This is a genomic window from Kribbella sp. NPDC056345 (genome assembly GCF_042262745.1).
Lineage (GTDB): Bacteria > Actinomycetota > Actinomycetes > Propionibacteriales > Kribbellaceae > Kribbella.
Genome location: NZ_JBHJQQ010000013.1, coordinates 75,456 through 95,186 on the forward strand (window position 1 = coordinate 75,456; position 19,731 = coordinate 95,186).

Genomic DNA, 19,731 nt, shown 5'->3' on the forward strand with positions numbered 1-19,731 from the left:
AGACGCCTCACTACAGCGGTCAGACCGCCACCGTCACCGGCTTGGTCGACGCCACCCCCGAAGCGTGCCCAGTCCGCGCACATGTCACAGCGACGTACAACGCCTTCGCCCCCATCGCCTTGCTCAGCACCAACGAAGCCTTGGTCCCACCCACAACCGCCTTGCCCGCCGAATACCACTGGAACCGCACCGCCGTACAAGCCGGCGCCCAAGTCCCAGCCGAACTGGTGACGGTCTTCCCCACCTTGTAGGTCCCCGTCACCACCGGCCCCTTGGTCGCCTTCGGCGCCAACCCAGTCGCCACCGCAACCGCAGCCGTAGTCACCGCCTTGCTCGCATACCCCGCCCGCGCCGCAGTCACCGTCACACTCAACTTGTGCCCCAGCAGCGCAGCCCCAGGCGTGTACGTCGCCGCTCCGGCTCCACGAATCGCAGCCCCGTTGTCCCGCCACTGGTACGTGTACGAGGTAGCTGCCGGCGACCAGGTACCCACATTCGCCTTGGCCACCGACCCCACCCGCACCGGCGCGGCAACAGTAGGAGCCTGCACCGAAAGCAGAGCCGCCGGGCCCACCGTGAACGCGTTGGCCACTGTTCCGGACGTACCGGCGAACGAATCGACAACCAGGTTCCGAATCCCCGTGGCTGCCCCCGCCAGATTCACCGAGACCGTAGCCGCCGTCCGATCAGCCGACACCGACTTCACCACGCCAACCACGTTCGGCTTCCCCGAAGCCTCGAACCGCACGACGTCCTTCACATGCAACGACTTCCCCTTGACGGTGACCGTCGCCACCGATCCCGCCGGAGCACCGGCCGGTGACACCCCGGTCACCCCGAACGTCGCCCCACCGCACAACGGCTGCTGGCAGACGGCGCTCAGCCGATACTTCATCGCCGAGACCGGTTCCGTCTCCGGCAGACTCATCAACGCGGTCTCGATCCACGTCCCTTCGTCCTCCGAGCTGTAGAAGCTGCACACCGTCTCCGGGCTGCTCGGGCCGAACGAGCTGCAGTTCTGGCGGCCCTTGCCGCCGTAGCCGCGGAACGCCGGATGCGGAGCACCCGCTTGATTGGCCAGCGTCACGGTGAAGTCGTTCCGCTCCGCCGCCGGGAATGTCGCGCAGGTAGCGGTCCGCGACGCGCTCAGCTCTCCGGTCAGCGGCCCGAATCCGTACCCGGACTCTGCGATCTTCGTGCACTCCGCCACCGGCCCGGCCGCGGTAGCGACCTTGAACGCCTCCAGCCGGTAGACCCCACGAGGACCTACGGTGTCGTCGTTCCAGGTGATCACCTGGTACGACGAACTTCCGGTGGCCACGCACATCCCCTCGGCGGCGGACGTACAACCGGTGCTCGCCGACCCGAAGGCGATCGCACCCACGCTGGCGGCCTTGTCACGGACATTGAGCACGAATCGATCCGTCGCCGCACCCTTCAGCGAGTAGCAGCGCAACAAGGTGTTGTCGATGGTTCCGTTCGCCGCCGCGCTCCCGACCGCCGTCGAGGTGATCGCCGTACACCCCTTGGCTGTCTCCGTGATGTCACGGCGGACCACCTGGACGGTCGAGGTGGCATCGGACCCCACGACGAGTGCCTGATAGGCGCGGTTGCCGAGCAAACAGAACTCATGATCCGACGCGGCCGTGTAGGACCCGCAGCTCCGGTGTCCGGTGTCGTCCAGAACATCGAAACGTGCGGTTCCCGAACCGGCGGTCCGGCTGTACTGAACGGCTTCCCTACCCGAATGGGCCCCGGCGGGAATCGCGAGGCAGGTCGCGAAGCGCTCCGGCCGCAGCGTGACACTCGCCCCACCTGCGGTAGTGAAATCTCCCTGCGGCAGTGGCGCGCAGCGAGTGGGTTGGTCGATCCGCGGGAAGATGAGCGCGTAGGGATGCGGCGGGTCGTCGCGGTCGGACCGGATCAGCACCCGGAACGGCGGGGTGCCCTTGAGCTCACAGGTGTCACTGGAGTCCCACGAGCACATGCCGACGCCGGCCGCGTCGAGCACGAATCCGGACGCGTTGACGTTCCCGTTGGGCTGAACCGGCATCAGCAGCGCGCCGGCCGGTGCGTTCAGCGTCATGCAGTCGAACTGGCTGTCGTCGCCGAGCGTGCCTCGCTTCGCAGCGAACTCATCGGCCGGCTGCGGCGTGCACCCCTCGGTGGCAAGGACCGAGAACGCCGAGATGTGGACAGCGGCCGGCGCCAGGACGACGTACCGGCCCGGCTGCAGCGTGCAACGCTCGAGGCTGTCACAGGCGGGCATCCCGTCGTCGCCGTACGGGCCCTTCAGCTGTGGGCCGTGCTCGCTCCACTTGATGTCCGAGGTGACGACATAGGTCGTCGGCGTCGACACTTCGAGCTCGCGGCATCGACTTCCCGCCGGGGCGACGGCGCCGCCTTGCCCGAACTTCGTCAACGCCAGCGGGGTACAGCCGGTAGCGTTCGAGAGTCGGCCGATCTCCAGGTCGTAGGACCTGCTCGCATCGACCAGGACGCGGAACGGCGCGGTACCGGACATCGTGCATTCCTGCGCTTCCCCCTTGAGCTCGCAGGCAGGCGCGTTGTTCGCGTCGAGAATGCGGAAGCTGTACTGGCCAACGGCCGACGCTCTGAAATGCATTCGCTCGCCACTCGCCGCCCGGATCGGCTGGCAGTCCACCTGCACCACCGACGCCGACGTCTTGACCAGCTCCGGCAGATCCCAGCTGGTCCCTGTCTCCGGCGCACAACCGCGATCGCCGGACAGTGCGACCGCTGAGAACGTGAAGTCGGCCCCGTCGAACTCGGTCGAGTTGTCGAACAGCGCGGTGTACCGACCGGCCGCCGGGACGCTGCAGCTCTCGCCCTCGTAGCCGTTGCAGACCTCATCCCCCGAGCTCGTGTAGAGCCGAGCGGACGGGCGCGTAAAACCTGGTGTGTTCCAGCGTAGCCAGTGCCGCCCCGCGGTCAGCTCGAGCGTTCGACAAGCCGTCGCCTCGCCCTCGAGATGCCCAGCAGCAGCCGCCGGCCCCGGATCGCCGAACGGCGCGACCGGCAAGGCATCACAGCCGACCGGCGAGTTCAGCCTGGCAAGCCGCAGCGTGTACGTCGTTCCAGAAGATCGCGGCGCGAGGACAAGCACCCGGTAGGGCCCGGTACCGCTCAGTTCGCAGCGTTCGGCATTGTGGCGAGCGTTGCAGACCTCGCGGGCTTCGGCGTCGTACATCGAGGCGATTCGGAGTCCCGTGCCGATCTGGACGACATCGCCGGCGGTGCCGCTGAATTGATAGCAGTCAGCAGCCATCTCGAGGGGAAGCTCCCCGCTTCGGCCGGGCGCCGCCGGCGACAGGTCCGCCGCACTCAGCTGCGCACAGTTCGAGGCCAGAACAGGTACCGCGGACAGCGTGTAGGAGAAGGGGGCGAAGTCGTCGTTCCTGATCTCGAGGACATAGTCGCCGGGCACGCCCGCGGCGCAGAGATTTGGTTCATCGAACGCATCCACTGAGCACAGCGAACCATCCGGTCCGCGCAGCAGCCCGTTGATCCGGGAATGCCTGGGGTCGGTCGTGATGCGAAGCGCCAGTTGATCGGCGGCACCAAGGGACGGCAGCGTGAAGGTCTGCTTTCCGCCCACCTGATTCTCGGAGCAGCCAACGACCGTGTGCCAGGCAATCGCTCCGCCACATGCTTGGATCGCCTGCGCCGGCTGTGGCTTCGTGGCCTCCTGCTTCACCGTCTGCTGATCCGCTGCTGTGGGTTTCGCGGTCTCGACGTCAGCCTTCGGGGGCGGCGTCGGAGCTGCGTTCGCGGAGGCGGCCGGCAGGAGAGTCACGGCCAGGAGTACTGCGATCAGCACCGCGGCAAGCCTGTGGATGGTGGATCCGCGCAGGCGGCGGCTGAACGTCGTACTCATGTGGAAGTCCTCCCCTGGTGCTCACCCCGAGCGGGCGGAGCCTAACAGGGGGTGAGGGATGGGGAGGACTGTTTTGCACTTTGTTGCAACGGTCAGCCGATGTCTCGGCGGCGGAAGGTGGTTAGGCCTAGGGCTAGGAGGGCGGCGGCTGTGGCGGTTAGGGCTAGGACGGGGGTGGTGGTGAAGGTGCCTCCGGGGAGGCGGGGGGTGTGGCCGTAGGGGCTTAGGTTGATGACGGATCGGGGGAGGTTGAAGACGGCGCCGAACTGGCCGAGGAGGAGGAAGAGTCCGTAGAGGGCCCAGGCGGTGGTGATGAGTTTGGGGGCCAGGCCGAAGAGGGCTACTACCAGGGCTGTGACCAGCCAGATGGCTGGGAGTTGGACGGCGGCTGCGGCGAGCATGCGGGGGACCTGGCGGCCTACGTTGCCCAGGGAGGCGCCGCTGGAGAGGCCGGAGCCCAGGCCGGCTACCAGGATGAGGACTCCGGTGCCGAGGAGGGCCATCAGGACGTGGCTGGCGAGCCAGCGGGTGCGGGTGACGCCGGTGGCCAGGAGGGGTTCGGCTCGGAGGGCTGTTTCTTCGGTGCGGAGGCGGAGGGCGGCTTGGATGCCGTACGCCGAGGCGAGCAGGCCGATGATGCCCATTTCGGTGGAGAGGAAGGCGTCGGTGATGGCCTGGACGCCGCCCAGCTTCTGGACCATTTCGCGGGCGCTGTCGCTGCTGACGAAGCCGTCGACGTTGCTGGCGATGTTGCCGACCAGGAGGCCGAGGAGGAGGAAGGCGAAACCCCAGCTGTACAAGGAGCCTCGGTGTAGTCGCCAGGCCAGGGCTAGTGGTGAGCGGAGGGTGGGTGCGGCGACTGCCGGTCCTGGGCGCGGACGGACCAGACCGGCGCCGACGTCGCGGCGGCGGATCAGGGCGAGCGCTCCGGCGATCAGGAGCGCCAGGAGTACCAGCGGCAGGAGTACGACGACGTACCGGTCGCCGGCGTACGCGCGGATCTGCTGGGACCAGCCGACCGGGGACAGCCAGGACACCCACTCGGACTTGCCGTCGGCTGAGGAGTCGCCGATCGCACGCAGGACGTAGGAGACACCGAGGACGATGGCGGTGAAGCCGTTGGCGGTCCGGGCGCCTTCGCTCAGCTGGGCGACCAGGGCGCCGACGCCCGCGAAGGACAACCCCGCCGAGGTCCACACGAGTCCGAAGGCGAATGAGCCGGCTACCGGGAGGCCGACGCCGATGAGGGCCAGAGCGGTCAGCAGGCCCAGCAGTACGACGGTTCCGATGGATACGAGCAGTGCTGCGGACAGAGCGGCGTACCGGCCGAGGACTCCGGCGCTCAGCAGCTCCAGACGACCGGACTCCTCTTCTGAGCGCGTGTGCCGGACCACGAGGATCGAGGCCAGCAGTCCGACCAGTAGGGCGCCGAACGCGGTCAGCTTGAACAGCGAGATCTCCCCGAGCGAGGTCTCGTCGAAAATGCGGCCGTAGAGCGACACCAGGGCGGGGGACGCGTTCGACGTCTTGGCTGCCTCGATGCGAGACGGGACGTCGGTGTAGAGGTCCATGGTGGCCTGGGCCGAGCCGGCAGCCATCACGACGAACACCACGATCCAGGTCGGGATCAGGATCCGGTCACGCCGCAGGGCGAGCCGGACCAGGGTCCCGGTACCGACGAAGTCCTTCATGAGACGGCCACCGAGTCATCCTCGTAGTGGCGCAGGAACAGCTCCTCCAGGGTCGGCGGCTGCGCCACGAGGCTCTTGATGCCGCTCGCAGCGAGCTCCCGCATCACTCCGTCGAGCTGCGCGGTGTCGACCTCGCAGTGCACCCGGTTGCCCTCGACATCGAGTGAGTGCACACCAGGCAACGACGCCAGTCCGTTCGGTGCGGCGGACAGCTCCGCCTGGATCGACGTACGGGTCAGGTGGCGCAGGTCGGCCAGGGTGCCGGTCTCGACCACCTTGCCGCGGCGGATGATGCTGATCCGGTCACACAGCGCCTCGACCTCGGAGAGGATGTGGCTGGACAGCAGGACGGTACGGTCGCGCTGCCGCTCCTCCTCGATGCACTGACGGAACACCTCCTCCATCAGCGGATCCAGTCCGGACGTCGGCTCGTCCAGGATGAGCAGCTCGACGTCGGACGCGAGTGCTGCGACCAGTGCGACCTTCTGACGGTTGCCCTTGGAGTAGGTGCGGCCCTTCTTGGTCGGGTCCAGGTCGAAGCGGCGCAGCAGGTCGTCGCGCTTCTTCGGGTCCAGTCCGCCGCGCAGCCGGCCCAGCAGGTCGATCACCTCGCCGCCGGTCAGGTTCGGCCAGAGATTGACGTCACCGGGGACGTAGGCCAGCCGGCGGTGCAGCTGGGCGGCGTCGTGCCACGGGTCGCCGCCGAGCAGCGACACGTCGCCCTCGTCCCCGCGCAGCAGTCCGAGCAGGACCCGGATGGTGGTGGACTTCCCGGCGCCGTTCGGGCCCAGGAATCCGTGCACCTCGCCGGTGGCGACCTCAAGGTCGAGACCGTCGAGGGCGTGTGTCGCGCCGTACGACTTGTGTAGTCCGGAGACCACGATGGCTGATGTCATGTTTCATAACGTACACTTCATTCAGAAGTTTGTGAATCTTCGAAACGAGTGGGCCGAGAGGGGATGATGGGCCGGTGAGTGCACAACGCGACGACGAGGCCGTCCGGCGGTACGCCGAGCAGTTCGGCAACCTGCTGGCCGACACCGGCTGGCCCCGGATGGCCGGCCGGGTCTTCTCCGCCATCCTGGCCAGCGAGGAGGGCCGGATGACCGCGGCCGAGCTGTCCGAGCAGCTCCAGGCCAGTCCCGCCGCCGTCTCCGGCGCGGTCAACTACCTGCTCCAGCTCCGCCTGGCCACCCGCGAACGCGAACCCGGCGGTCGCCGCGACGTGTACGTCGTCCAGGACGACTCCTGGTACCAGACGATGATGACCGAGAACCAGGCCCTCACCCGCTGGTCCACCTCACTGCGCCAGGTCCTCGAGCACGCCGGTGACGGAACGCCCGCCCACCACCGGGTCCGCATCACCCTCGGCTTCTTCGAGTTCCTCACCGAGGAGGTCAAAGGCCTCTCCGACCGCTGGGTCGTCCGCCGCGCGGAACTCGACGCCGAGATCGCAGCGGAAAACAAGTAAAGGGCCCGGCGATCACGCCGGGCCCCTCATCAGCAACGACAGCTACCGCAGGGTGCCGGCAGCGATGGTGTCGAGCGCCTGCTGGAGCAGGGGGTTCACCTTCTGTGAACCGGCCTTCGAGCGGGGCAGGTGGACTGCGTTGCCGTCCACCGGGCCGTCGACTGGGTAGACGGACAGTTCGGCGGGCAGTGGCGTCGTACCGCAGACCTTGTTGCGGGCTGGGAGTTCGCCGGTGAAGACGAAGGTGTCGCCGATGGCTTCGGCGCAGGCGGAGGCGGAGCCGACGTACTGGCCGTGCTGGCCTTCGTCGTCGATGGCTACGAAGCGGGTGGCCTTGGCGGTGTCGCGGTGGGTGCGGAGGGCACCCTCGTACGCCGTGGCCGGGTCGAGCTCGCCCTGGACCATCAGGAGGCGCGGGGAGCCGGTCAGGTCCAGCTTGCGGTCCTGCGGCTTGTACTTCCAGAAGGCACACATCGGTACGCCGACCATGTAGCCGAAGAAGCTGTACTTCCGGGCCATCCGGTCCGCCTCGGCCAGGTAGAACTTCGGATCGTGGTTCCAGGCCGTGTCGTTGCAGCGAACCGTCGTACCGATGGAACCGAGGTTCACCACGGCGTCGGCGGACTTGGACTGTACGGCGGCCTCTCGGGCGTCGGCGATGATCGAGCGGGTCGAGTCCGTGCTGACGGCCGCGGCCGCGGTGGCCGAGGCCGGGGCGGTCACGCCGTACCGGGTGCGGATGGCGGCGAGGGTGTCGAAGGCCTGCAGCTCCGGAGCGAGCCGGGCCCACGCCTTGTCGACGTGGCGCAGTTCGACCACGCCCGAGGCCGACGGGTCCTTGGTGAATTCGTCGTGCACGAGGATGTCCAGCGTGCCGCGGATGAAGCGGACGTTGCCGTAGCTGACGCTGTAGATCGTGCCGTCCAGGTCGTCACCACGAACCTCCGAAGTACCGGCCTTGACCAGCGTGACCAGCTTTGCGCGGATCCGGTCGTACGACGCGGTGACCTGGCGGGACGTGGATCCGAGGCCCTGGATCTGGTCGGCGTGCCGGGCGATCCACGGGAACAGCTGGGTGTCGCGGCGGCGCTGACCGGAGAACGGGTCGAAGTTCACGTTCTCCCACTGGGTGTGGGTCCAGTCCATGTTCGAGTCGATCACGAACCGGCCGACACGCTGCGGGTAGGTGTCGGCGTACCAGCCACCGAGCCAGGTGCCGTAGCTGTAGCCGATGAAGTTCAGCTGGCGGGCCTTGAAGAGCGCGCGCAGGAAGTCCATGTCGTAGACGGTCTGCTGGCTGCTGACGAACTGGCCGAACTCCGTTGCCGAACAGGCCTCGGCCTGCAGCGCGGCCTCGGCCACCTCGACCTTGTGGGTCTGCCGGGTGCGCTCCTTGTAGTCCGGGGTCGTCGGCAGCGCGGCCAGCTTCTCGGCCGTGGTCAGGCACTGCAGCCGCGTACTCGTTCCGAACCCCCGCGGGTCGAAGCCGAGCAGGTCGAAGTCACTGAACAACTGCGGCTTGTCGGCCCCGAGAAAGGCCGAGAGGTTGAGGCCGGCGCCGCCCGGTCCACCCGGGTTGGAGGCCATCAGGCCCTTCGACTTGCCGGTGGCCTTGCTGTAGGCAATCGCGACCTCTACGTCGGGATGCGCATCCGGGTGGGCCCAGTCCATCGGCACCTTCACCTTGGCGCAGTTCGTGGTCGGCGCCTGCGGGTAGGCGCTCTTGACCGCGGCATCGAACGAGCAGACCGACCAGGCGATCGGCTGGACCAGGTACCGCTGCGGAATGGACGGCGTCGGCGGGTCCACCGGACCCGGGCGCGCCGCCGTGGCCTGACTGACGGCCAGCTGCGGCACGAAGAGCGCCACTGCCAAGGCCACTGCAATCTTGCGAGGTTTCAACACTGCTACTCCTGTAGGCCGGGCGGGGATGCAGGAAAGCAGCAACGTAGGCCGGACACACAGGCGATGACCAGGTACTGAAGTCAGTACAAGGGGATTCCCTATAGGTCGTAGACAGTGAAGATCGTGCAGTACATCGGCGGCGACTCCAGACCGGGGTAGTACAAACGCCCGGCCTCATCAGTGATTTTGAAGTACGCCGTGGACGCGCCGACCTGGGACGGCGCCTGCAGCTGCATCGTCACGACCACCACCTCCCCCGGCTCCGCATCCGGCACTCGCTCACGTGCCGGCGACCGCAGCCAGCCCGGAGTGCCGGGAGCGCCCTGCCGGGTCAGCCACCGGTCGCGCCAAGGCCGCTCACCGCTGTTGCGGATCTGCCAGGTCTTCTCGAAGGTCTCGTCCCGGCGAACCTGGGTCCCGTCCGGCACCGTCTCCCCCGCCAGCTCCGCCCGGTCCTCAGCGTGGTGATCAGCCGGCACGGACCCACCCAGTGACACCGGCTGAACATGCCGCCGCATGTCTCGCAGCGACGTGTCCCGACCAGCCCGTACGGCGGCGTCCAGCTCCGTCAGCTGGTTGACGAGCGCCTGCCGCGCTCCGAACGAGGCGTCGTACCACTCGATCAATTCGCGACTGGGCTTGGTGTGCCCACGCTCCACCCGGGACAGGTGCCCCTTGTCCCAGCCGGACATCACGGCGGCGCGGGTCAGCGGCACACCGGCAGCCTCTCGGAGCTCGCGCATCCGGCAACCGATCACAAAGCGAGCCTGCGCTGGCCTCACGCTGCACTCCCCAGAAGCGACCCAGTCGGCAGACGTTGCCCACTGCGACAACACCGTAACCCTCTGATTGTCTGAAAGTCAGCGACATCTCGCGTTACATCGATCGAAAAGGACAAACCTCATGCGTACCGCCCTCCTGCGCATCACTGCCCGCTTGTCCGCCCTCACCCTGCTCAGCGCCGGCGCCCTCCTCGGCGCAGGGACCCTGCCCGCCCACGCCGCGACCGGAACCGTGGTCACCGACAGCGGCTCCGGCGTGACGATCCGGTCCGGCAACGCCCTCAGCTTCGGCTCGGTCGGTACCCAGCCGAACGGCACGGTCGAGATCGACTGCCAGATCTACGGGGAGCCCGTGACCGGCAAGTTCGGCCGCAGCCTGATCTGGGACCACATCCCCGGCAAGGGCTTCATCTCCGACTCCTACGTGAACACCGGCAGCACCGGCCTGGTCGCCCCGCTCTGCACGAACAACCCGCGTGCCGACAAGGCCATCGCCTGGTACGCCGCTCGCAACGGTTCGACCGCCTACCAGGGGTACTGCGAGATGGCTGCGGAGAACTCGTACGGGAAGACCGGCATCTGGGAGTCGGCCAAGGCGGACTGGAACGACGCCGTCGCCCGGGGCGTCGCCCACCGCGGTGACCTGAACCCGCCGAAGGGTGCGTTGGTGTTCTGGGACCTGGCCGCGCCGTACGGGCACGTCGGTGTCGCCCGTGGCGACGGCTACTTCTGGGCCACCAGCGTCGGCGGCAAGATCGGCCTCGCGAAGCTGCCGTACTTCTCCAACTACCTCGGCTGGGCCTGGCCGAACTTCTGACCCCACAAGCCCTCGGATACCTGCCGCCCCTAGGTATCCGGGGGCTTTCCAACGCTCAAATCCAGCGGACCGTGTTAACTCGGTCACGGATAGCGTTTCCTCTCATAGCCCTGAGGCGGAACTTTCTGTACCGTGCGTGCAAACGCTCTCATGGAAGCGTTTCCACCGCCCCAGCAGAAAGATTTCGCGATGAGGACCCGAAGCCCCCGAAGTTTCTATCGTTGTAAACCAGCGGTTTACCTGATCGCCATCGTGTCGGCGATCGCCGTGCTGCTGGCCAGCACCGGTATCCAGCCCGCGCAGGCCGCACCGGCCGCCGAGGACCACGTCGTCCGGCACGACTTCCAGGACCCGGCGCTGGCCGCGCACTACATCCAGCAGTTCGACGAGATCCGGGCCAGCGGCAAGAAGCTCAGCAAGGTGCTGGAGGAGCGGACCAAGGGCCAGCTCCAGGACGTCATGCCGACGCTGCGGTACATCGAGTTCGACGCCGAGACCAAGGTCGAGGGCACGATCGCCACGATCGTCATCAAGGCGCCCGACGTCGAGGTGGACGCGACCTGGTGGCAGGGCGCGCTGATCGTCGCGGGCTCCATCCTGATCGGCGTCGGAGCCGGCGCGGCCTGTGCGTACGCCGGTGGCCCGGCGACCGTCTGTGCCGGCGTCGGCGGGTTCATCGGCGAGTTCGTGAACGGCGCGCTGACACAGTGGGCCGACGGCAAACTGGGAGATGCCGACGAGTGGGCCAACACGATGGCGAAGTCCATCGCGGCCGGCCTGACCACGTTCGCGATCGCCTGGGCCGGGACCGCCGAGGCGCTGATCTGGTACAAGGCGACCAGCGCCTCGATCGTCCGCTTCGTCCGGACCGTCGAGGCCTTCTTCGGCGGTACGACCGCCGGTGACACGCTGGCCGGGATGCTCGACACGCTCGAGCGGTACCTGCCGAGCTACCTCCGCAACGCCTCCTCGGCGACCGGCATCTGCCGCGAGCCGGTCGGCGAGACCGAGCCCGGCGGTGGCTGGGCCCCGCTCGGCCAGATCGTGCACGCCGCCGACGGTGCGCAGACCCGCTTCATGGACGTCGACGGCGATATCGACGTGGACCGCGCGGTCTCCGTCAACGGCCGGCTCTACACCTGGACCAACCACGGCTGCGGGATCGACGGCCGGCGGATCTGGCTGCCGCACGGTGACACGTCACCGGCCAGCGCCAAGCAGACCCCGAAGACCGCGTACTTCGGCGATCTCGACGGTGACGGCAAGGACGACATGGTCAACTTCATGACCGCGGCAGACTCCGGCACCGGCTTCCCGGCGATGCGGGTCTGGCGTAACGAGTCCAGCGGCCAGACCATCCGCTGGGGCGCCCCGGTCATCGTCGCCAACGACCTCGGGTACGTCGGTATCCCGGTGTTCGCCGATCTCGACGGCGACGGTGACGACGACCTGATCATCCCGGATCGCCTGAACTTCCTGACTGCCTGGGAGAACACCAAGACCAGCGGACTGCCGAAGCCCGGCGACTGGGACAAGATCGAGGGCTTCACGCACCCCGCCGAAGGCCCGACCGGATCGGTCTCCTACCCCGATATCAACGGTGACGGCCGCGCCGATGTGGTCGTCGTCCGGTACATGACCGGTGACGTGGACGCGTGGCAGAACCTGGGCACCGGCTGGACCGAGACGGCCGCCAAGATGACCGCCGCGGCCGACCCGTGGAAGTCGCTCGGCACGATCCGCTCCGGCGCCGCGTTCGGCGGCACCGTCGGTGACTTCGGCGACCTCGACGCCGACAAGGTCTCGGACTTCCTGCTCTACAACTCGACCTCCAAGGGTGTCGACGGCTGGCTGCTGCCGAGCGAAGCCGCGGCGGGTGCCAACGGTGGCGTCGGCGACCCGATGGAGGCACACCCGGGCGGTGACGACGGCGGCACGCGTCCGCCCGCTTCCGGCGACTGCCGGCCGGACGGTCTGGCAACCACGCCGGGCGTGGCGACGCCGTACTGCAAGATCTACCAGGGTGACGGCCGGGAATGGCTCGGTCAGGGCCGGGACCGCCGGGTCGTGGCGTACTTCAACGGGGCCCGCACGGGTGCCGACGGGACGCCGTACTACTTGGTGAAGAACATCCCGTGGTCGAAGGTCACGCATATCAACTACGCCTTCGCCTCCGTGCAGAACAACAGCATTGCCGTTGACCACGCGGCGACCGGGATGGAGTGGCCCGGGAAGTTCGGCGCGGAGATGGATCCGTCGTTGCCGTACAAGGGTCACTTCAACCTGCTCACGAAGTACAAGCGCCTGCACCCGCGGGTGAAGACGCTGATCTCGGTCGGCGGCTGGGCCGGGTCCGGCGGCTTCTACGGCATGACCACGAACGCCGACGGCACCGTGAACCAGGCCGGCATCGACACCTTCGCAGCCTCGGCCGTGAGCTTCCTGCGGACCTACGGGTTCGACGGCGTCGACATCGACTTCGAGTACCCGACCGTCCTCGACGACACCGGCAACCCGAACGACTGGGGTACGGCGAACCCGCGCCGCAAGGGTCTGCCCACCGCCTACACCGCGTTGATGAAGACGCTGCGCGATTCGCTGAACCGGGCTTCGGTGGCGGACAACCGCTACTACCAGCTCACCTCGGCATCGTCCGCCTCCGGCTATCTGGTGCGCGGCATGGCGAACCAGACCGCGCTGGACTACCAGGACTTCACGAACCTGATGTCCTACGACTACCACGGCACCTGGAACGATGTCGTCGGCCCGAACGCGGCTTTGTTCGACGACGGCAAGGACCCGGAACTCGCCGAGCAGTACGCCACCCCGGAGTACGGCGGGATCGGCTACTTCAACACCAACTGGGCGATGAAGTACATGCGCGGCGCACTCCAGGCCGGCCGCGTCAACCTCGGGATCCCTTACTACACACGCGGCTGGAAGAATGTCACCGGCGGCACGAACGGCCTGTGGGGCAAGTCCGCGAAGCCGGACGGCTGTGAACCGGGCACCGGGATCAAGCGTCCCTGTGGTGACGGCGCGGTCGGTATCGACAACATCTGGCACGACAACACCGCCAACGGGGGCGAGTTGGGCTCCGGGACGAACCCCTTGTGGCACACCAAGAACCTGGAGAAGAACATCCTCCCCAGGTACGCGCCGAACGTCGGCCTGGACCCGGCCAACCCGGCCGACCGGCTGTCGGGCCAGTACACCCGGCACTGGGACGACACCACCAAGACGTCGTGGCTGTGGAACAACGACAAGAAGGTGTTCTTGTCGACCGAGGACGAGCAAGGTATCGACGCCGTCGTGGACATGGTGAAGTCGACGGGTGCCGGTGGCGTGATGATGTGGGAGCTCGGCGGCGACTTCGCCTGCCCGGCAGTCGTCACTGCGCAGAGCCCGTGCGGCATGGGTTACACGCTGACCACCCGGCTGAACGAGAAGCTGGGTAACTCAGGGGCCTATGACAACAATCTGCGCAGTGGGAGCTCCGGCGCCGCGCCGGCCGTGACCGCAAACATCAGCGTGGACATGGTCAACTACCCGACCGCGACCGCGAACCTGTGGCCGTTGCAGCCGACCGTCCGGATCACCAACAACACCGGCCGCACGCTGGGTGGCGGCAAGGACACCAAGCTGTCGTTCGACATCCCGGCCTCGACGTCCCCGCTGGTCAAGGACGTCAACTGGCAGACCGGTGACCAGGGTGGGCAGTGGAAGCTCACCGCCGGTTCGACCTTCCACCGGATCAGCACGACGCTGGACTACTGCCAGATCATTCCGGCCGGGAAGAGCCTTGATCTGCCGATCATCTACTTCCTCCCGATCACCGGTCCGGTCAACACCAGCCTGTCGATCGGGGGAACGGCGTACGCGCCGATGACCGACAACCTCAAGGGACTCGGTACGGCGACTCCCCCAGCCGGCGGCTGTAATGCGGGGAACTGGGACGCGACCAAGATCTACGACCCGGCCACGCAAACCGTCGAGCAGGTCACCGTGAAGTACAACGGCAAGATCTGGAAGGCCAAGTGGCAGACCCAGAACAGTGCTCCGGGGACCGGGGCCGACCCTGACCACGAGCCGTGGAAACTGATCGGGGTGGCTAGCTAACCTCCATCCGATCCAGCCAGTCGGCGACCAGCGCGTGATAGAGCGCTGGTCGCCGTACTGGCAGGTCGTGATCCTCCTGATCCAGTACGGCGTACGTCGCGGTCGGGTAGTCGTCGAGCAGGCCCCACGCGTCGGCGTACCCGGTGATGGTGTCCTGCCGCCCGGTCACGATCAACGTCGGCCGTTCGAACCGCAAGGCCGGATCGTCTCGCAAGCCGTAGGTCGTCGGATCGCTCTGGATCCGCGCGAGGAATTCCAGGTCGGCCGATTGCTCGGCGGGGTCGTAGTAGTTGTCCTGCTTCACCTGCCAGTACGGCGTCTTCCGTAGGTACTCGTCTGTCGGCAGGGTGCGCAGGGTTCGGTCGGCAATCACACCGGGCACCCGCAGCAGCAGGCCGAGGATGCGTGCCGGGTCGCGCTTGATCAGCCCGCGCGCGTGCAAACCACCTGCGGAGGTGCCGGCGACGGCGTACTGCTCGGACCCGACAGCTGTGGCGATGGTCGCCGCGATCGCATCGAGCATTCCGTCCTGGTCGGTGATGTTCGGATCACCCGGGCGGTGGTTGGTGCCAGGTGGGTCGACGTAGATGCGCCGCCAACCCTCGCGATCGGCGAAGACCGGCTCGTGGATGTCTCGGGTTTCACCGTTGTTGCCGCCCCAGCCGGGCAGGAAGATGATCGGGCGACCGCTGCCGAAGGACTCGTAGTACATGGAACGACGGTAGCCGCGTCCGCTCCGCTCAGCGCGCCTTTCTCTTCGCAGCAGACGGCGGCCGCTCGCCCGACCCGCGCTGGATCAACGCGCAGGGCAGCACGATGCGTTGCGGCGGCCGACGGTCGGTGCCCGCGGCCCGGTCCAGCAGCAACCGCGCCGCGCTGCGGCCGAGCTCGGCGATGTCGGAGGCGACCACGGTGACCGGTGTCGGCAGCATGTCGGCGAGGCGGAAGTCGTCGAAGCCGACCACCGCGGGCTCGCGACCGAGCTCACCGAGCGCCCGCAGGACACCTTCAGTCAGGAAGTTGGTCGACGCGAAGATCGCGGTCGGCGGATCGGGCCGCAGCATCAGCTCGCGGGTCGCCTTCTCCGCGGACTCGGCATTGCCCTCGGGCAACTGAACGACCAGCGACTCGTCCACCTCCAGCCCGGCGGTCCGGTGTGCCCGCCGGAAACCGCGCAGCCGCCGGCCGGTCGTGTAGTACGACGGCGCCAGCAGGATCGCGATCCGCTCGTGCCCCTGCGACAACAGGTGCTCGGTGGCGAGCCGCCCACCACCCTCGTTGTCGACCATCACGATGTCGGCCTCGATCCCGGTCGCGGGCCGGTCGACGAACACGACCGGCACACCGGCGCCCGCCAGGAACGCGTGGTCGCCCTGGTCCGGCACGATCATCAGCCCGGCGACCTGGCGGCTGACCAGCTCCCGGATCGCCCGCTTCTCCCCCTCCGGATCCTCGTCGACACTGCCCAGTACGACGGCGAACCCGGACTGCCCGGCCACCTCGAGCGAGGCCTTGGCGATCGTCGCGTAGAACGGGTTGGTCAGGTCACCGAGCACCAGCGCCAGACTGGACGACTTCTTCCCCGGCCGCAGTGCGCGGGCGACCTCGTTGCGCTGGAAACCGAGCTGGTCGATCGCGGTCCGGACCCGCTGGGCGGTCTCGTCCCGGACACCGTGCCCGCCGTTCACCACCCGCGACACCGTCCCGAGCCCGACCCCCGCCCGCCGGGCCACGTCGATCATCGTCGGCCGAGCGGCCTCGGGAGTGTTTGGAAACGTTTCGGGCACGGGGTTGACTTCCTTTTGGCGGCACGGCATCGTCCACTCCACACTAAAACTTGGAAACGTTACCGTCCAGCACGCTCGACCCTGGAGATCGGATGAATCGAGAGCACCGATGACGGGGGCGGCCGGGTGACCCGGTCGCGCCGTCCGTTCCAACGTGGCAACACCCGCAGCCGCGGCGGGCTCAGCCGCAGCGCCGGTTCCGACACGATGGCGGCGTACCTGTTCATCGCACCGGCGATCATCGGGTTCGCGGTCTTCGTCGGCTACCCGCTGATCCGCTCCTTCTATCTGGCACTGACGAAGTACAACGGCCTGACCGACCCGGTCTTCGTTGGACTCGGCAACTTCCGCCGCCTCTTCACGACCGACCCGGCCTTCTGGCCGGCCCTGCGCGCAACCGGGTACCTGGTGGTCCTGTACGTGCCGCTCTCACTCATCCTCGGGCTCGCACTGGCGATGTTCTGCAACCAGCGGTTCCGCGGTGTCAGCCTGCTCCGGACGCTGGCGTATCTGCCGGTCGTCCTACCTGCGGTCGCCACCATCACGCTCTGGAAGTTCATCCTGAACCCCCAGGTCGGGCTGCTGAACACCGTCCTCGATCGCCTCGGCCTGCCGACCAGCCTGTGGTTGCAGAGCCCGACGATGGCGATGCCGTCGGTGGTGCTGATGATGTTGTGGGGCGTCGGCGGCACGATGATCATCTTCCTGGCCGCCCTGCAGGCCGTCCCGACCGAGCTGTACGAAGCAGCCAAGGTCGACGGTGCCGGGCCGTGGTCGGCGTTCGTCCGGATCACCCTGCCGACGATCAGCCCGATCATCCTGCTGCAGGTGATCCTGCAGACCACCGCTGCTCTGCAGACCTTCAACCAGCCCAAGATCCTGACGAACGGCGGCCCCGGCTTCAGCACCAGCGTGCTGATGCTGTCGATCTACAACAACGGCTTCCCCAACCTCGGCCGGGTCCCCCAGCTCGGCTATGCCTCGGCGCAGGTCTGGGTGCTGTTCGTGATCATCATCGCCGTCATCGCCCTGGCCGCGAAGTTCACCTCCCTTTGGACCTACAGTGACAACACTCCCGACTGACCGCCGGCCGCGCCGCCTGATCGGTACGACGGCCTGGTACGTGACCGCGTTGTTCGTTGCGGCGGTGATGATCGTGCCGCTGTTGTGGATGATCACCATCGGCCTGAAGAGCGGCTCGGCGGTCTTCGAGATCCCACCGCGGTTGCTGCCGCGCGAATGGACCTGGCGCAACTTCATCGACGGCCCACAGGCGATCCACTTCCCACGACTGCTCCTCAACTCGACCATCATCACCGCGCTCAGCGTGCTCGGTGGAGTGATGACCGCGATGATGGCCGGCTATGCACTGGCCCGGTTGCGCTTCCCCGGTCGCAAGGTCTGGTTCTACTTGTTCGTCGGCAGCATGCTGCTGCCCGGCGTGGTCGGACTGATCCCGCTCTTCCAGCTGTACAAGAGCATCGGCTGGTACGACACCTGGCTGCCGCTGATCGTGCCGGCCTTCCTGGGCGGGAACCCGCTGTTCATCTTCCTGGCCCGGCAGTACTTCCTGGCCATCCCGTACTCGATCGACGAGGCCGCCAAGATCGACGGCGCCGGGCATCTGCGGATCTTCACCCAGGTGATGCTGCCGCTGACCCGCCCGGCCTGGATCACGATGGCGATCCTCGCCTTCCAGGCCTCCTGGAACGACTACCTGAACCCGCTGGTCTACCTCTACTCGTCCGGCAAGTGGCCGCTGTCGGTCGGGATGGCCGCGTTCATCTCGCCGTTCGCCGGCAAGACGCCGGACTGGAGCTACTACATGGCCACCAACCTGCTCTACATGCTGCCTCCGCTGATCCTCTTCTTCGTCGCGCAGCGCTACTTCATCCAGGGCCTCGGCTCGCTCGGCAGCACCACCCAGAAATGAGGGACAACCTGTGAACACCAAGCTCATCGGTGCGGCCGCGCTGGCCTGCGCCGGGTTGCTGACGCTGTCGGCCTGCAGCGGTTCGGACTCCGGTTCGAGCGACGGGCCGGTCACCGTGACCGTGATGACGTGGGAGTCGACCCAGACCAACGCCGTGATCAAGAAGGCGCTGGCCTCCTTCGCGGATCCGAACATCAAGGTCGAACTGCTCGACACCCCGAGCGGTCAGTACGGCGACAAACTGTCGTCGCTGACCCAGGCGAAGAAGCTGCCGGACCTGTTCTGGTGCGGTAACGACACCGAGCAGCAGTACACCCAGCAAGGGCTGCTGGTCGACTGGACGAGCAAGCTCACCGGCGACTTCGGACCGGACAAGTTCGTCGGCTCCGCGATCGAGAACTGGAAGACCGCGGACGGCCAGATGGGCGGACTGCCGTCGCTGATGAACACGTACGGCGTCTGGTACAACGCCGATGCATTCACCGCGGCCGGCCTGCAGATCCCGAAGGACGGCTGGACCTGGGACGAGATGTACGCCGCCGCCACGAAGCTCACCGGCAAGAACGGAGCGAAGTACGGGCTGGTCGCCGACCAACTGACCGGGCCCGACGGTCCCTTCACGATGAGCATGTACGCCGTCTCCGCGGGTGGCGCGCCGTTCACCGACAACGTGAACCACCCGACCAAGGCCGAGGCCGACGCCAAGTACACCGAAGGCGTGCAGAAGCTGACAGCCGCAGTCAAGAACGGCTCGGTCGCCCCACCCGGGTACGACGCCTCGAACGCCCAGTCGCTGTTCGCGGCCGGCAAGGTACCGATGATGTTCGGCGGCCAGTGGCTGGCAGCCGGCTTCCAGGTCGACAAACCGAAGGTCAAGTACGGCTTCGCCCCGTTCCCCCAGGTAACCACCCCCGCCACCCTGTACGACTCGGTCGGCATCTGCACCCCGCAGTACACGAAGGACCAGGACGCAACCTTCAAGGTACTGCAGTACATCAACACCAAGGTATGGGACGCCGTCCTACCGGAATCCCCCGTCGCACCCCCGGCCTACACCCCCGCCCAGGCCAGCTACTTCGACGCCCTCACCAAAGCCCAGCAAACCACCGTCGTCGACACCGTCAAGGCCGACCTGGCCGCCGAGAAAACAGTCGGCGTCCGCTTCACCACCCAATGGGCCCAGCAGGTAGGCGACCTCACCACCGCCGAGTACCAACCCATCCTCAACGGCAAAAAGCCCATCACCAACCTCCCGTCCTACATAGAAAAGATCAACACCCTCATAAAATCCGGCGGCTGACCCCAGGGGCGGTCGGGGTGGCGTTGCG

General features: G+C 67.4%; 13 protein-coding genes. 6 read left to right on the plus strand and 7 right to left on the minus strand.

What is annotated here, in order from left to right:
* Window positions 1–19: 19 nt before the first annotated feature.
* The 3 genes from ACFCV3_RS34335 to ACFCV3_RS34345 form a co-directional block, all read right to left on the minus strand.
* Window positions 20–3,898 (minus strand): hypothetical protein, encoded by a 3,879-nt coding sequence (locus ACFCV3_RS34335; RefSeq protein WP_376037368.1) that lies wholly within the window; start codon window positions 3,896–3,898, stop codon window positions 20–22.
* Between the two features lie 92 nt (window positions 3,899–3,990).
* Window positions 3,991–5,589, minus strand: a complete 1,599-nt coding sequence (locus ACFCV3_RS34340) for an ABC transporter permease (RefSeq protein ID WP_376037370.1) — start codon at window positions 5,587–5,589, stop codon at window positions 3,991–3,993.
* Window positions 5,586–6,485 carry an ATP-binding cassette domain-containing protein gene (locus ACFCV3_RS34345; RefSeq protein WP_376037373.1) on the minus strand — a complete coding sequence of 300 codons (900 nt, stop codon included), beginning with the start codon at window positions 6,483–6,485 and terminating at the stop codon, window positions 5,586–5,588. Before ACFCV3_RS34345 ends, ACFCV3_RS34340 begins: the two co-directional genes overlap by 4 nt.
* A 74-nt stretch (window positions 6,486–6,559) precedes the next feature.
* Here ACFCV3_RS34345 and ACFCV3_RS34350 point away from each other — a divergent pair, with 74 nt between their 5' ends.
* Complete coding sequence (locus ACFCV3_RS34350) at window positions 6,560–7,060, plus strand: GbsR/MarR family transcriptional regulator (RefSeq protein ID WP_376037376.1); 501 nt, start codon at window positions 6,560–6,562, stop codon at window positions 7,058–7,060.
* Window positions 7,061–7,102: 42 nt separating this feature from the next.
* Here ACFCV3_RS34350 and ACFCV3_RS34355 read toward each other — a convergent pair whose 3' ends face one another.
* Together ACFCV3_RS34355 and ACFCV3_RS34360 are read right to left on the minus strand one after the other, a co-directional pair.
* Complete coding sequence (locus ACFCV3_RS34355) at window positions 7,103–8,965, minus strand: alpha/beta fold hydrolase (protein ID WP_376037378.1); 1,863 nt, start codon at window positions 8,963–8,965, stop codon at window positions 7,103–7,105.
* A gap of 98 nt (window positions 8,966–9,063) precedes the next feature.
* A complete protein-coding gene (locus ACFCV3_RS34360) occupies window positions 9,064–9,708 on the minus strand; it encodes an NBR1-Ig-like domain-containing protein (protein ID WP_376037379.1) in 645 nt (214 codons plus the stop codon).
* A 160-nt stretch (window positions 9,709–9,868) separates the two neighbouring features.
* Here ACFCV3_RS34360 and ACFCV3_RS34365 point away from each other — a divergent pair, with 160 nt between their 5' ends.
* Entirely contained in the window at window positions 9,869–10,564 is a 696-nt protein-coding gene (locus tag ACFCV3_RS34365) for a CHAP domain-containing protein (RefSeq protein ID WP_376037382.1), read from the plus strand.
* A 189-nt stretch (window positions 10,565–10,753) separates the two neighbouring features.
* Window positions 10,754–14,683, plus strand: a complete 3,930-nt coding sequence (locus ACFCV3_RS34370) for a glycosyl hydrolase family 18 protein (RefSeq protein ID WP_376037384.1) — start codon at window positions 10,754–10,756, stop codon at window positions 14,681–14,683.
* Here ACFCV3_RS34370 and ACFCV3_RS34375 read toward each other — a convergent pair.
* Together ACFCV3_RS34375 and ACFCV3_RS34380 are read right to left on the minus strand one after the other, a co-directional pair.
* On the minus strand, window positions 14,676–15,395 hold the full coding sequence (locus ACFCV3_RS34375) for an alpha/beta fold hydrolase (protein ID WP_376037385.1): 720 nt from the start codon (window positions 15,393–15,395) through the stop codon (window positions 14,676–14,678). The two genes, ACFCV3_RS34370 and ACFCV3_RS34375, sit on opposite strands and share 8 nt — an antisense overlap.
* A 28-nt stretch (window positions 15,396–15,423) precedes the next feature.
* Window positions 15,424–16,470, minus strand: coding sequence for a LacI family DNA-binding transcriptional regulator (locus ACFCV3_RS34380; protein ID WP_376037388.1), 1,047 nt, complete (start codon window positions 16,468–16,470; stop codon window positions 15,424–15,426).
* Between the two features lie 126 nt (window positions 16,471–16,596).
* Here ACFCV3_RS34380 and ACFCV3_RS34385 point away from each other — a divergent pair, with 126 nt between their 5' ends.
* The 3 genes from ACFCV3_RS34385 to ACFCV3_RS34395 are packed head-to-tail and all read left to right on the plus strand — an operon-like array spanning window position 16,597 to window position 19,703.
* Window positions 16,597–17,553 carry a carbohydrate ABC transporter permease gene (locus tag ACFCV3_RS34385; protein ID WP_376037391.1) on the plus strand — a complete coding sequence of 319 codons (957 nt, stop codon included), beginning with the start codon at window positions 16,597–16,599 and terminating at the stop codon, window positions 17,551–17,553.
* The gene (locus ACFCV3_RS34390; protein ID WP_238176642.1) at window positions 17,534–18,403 is read left to right on the plus strand and encodes a carbohydrate ABC transporter permease; all 870 of its coding nucleotides are present in this window, start codon (window positions 17,534–17,536) and stop codon (window positions 18,401–18,403) included. Before ACFCV3_RS34385 ends, ACFCV3_RS34390 begins: the two co-directional genes overlap by 20 nt.
* A 10-nt stretch (window positions 18,404–18,413) precedes the next feature.
* Window positions 18,414–19,703, plus strand: coding sequence for an ABC transporter substrate-binding protein (locus ACFCV3_RS34395; protein WP_376037394.1), 1,290 nt, complete (start codon window positions 18,414–18,416; stop codon window positions 19,701–19,703).
* Window positions 19,704–19,731 lie beyond the last annotated feature (28 nt).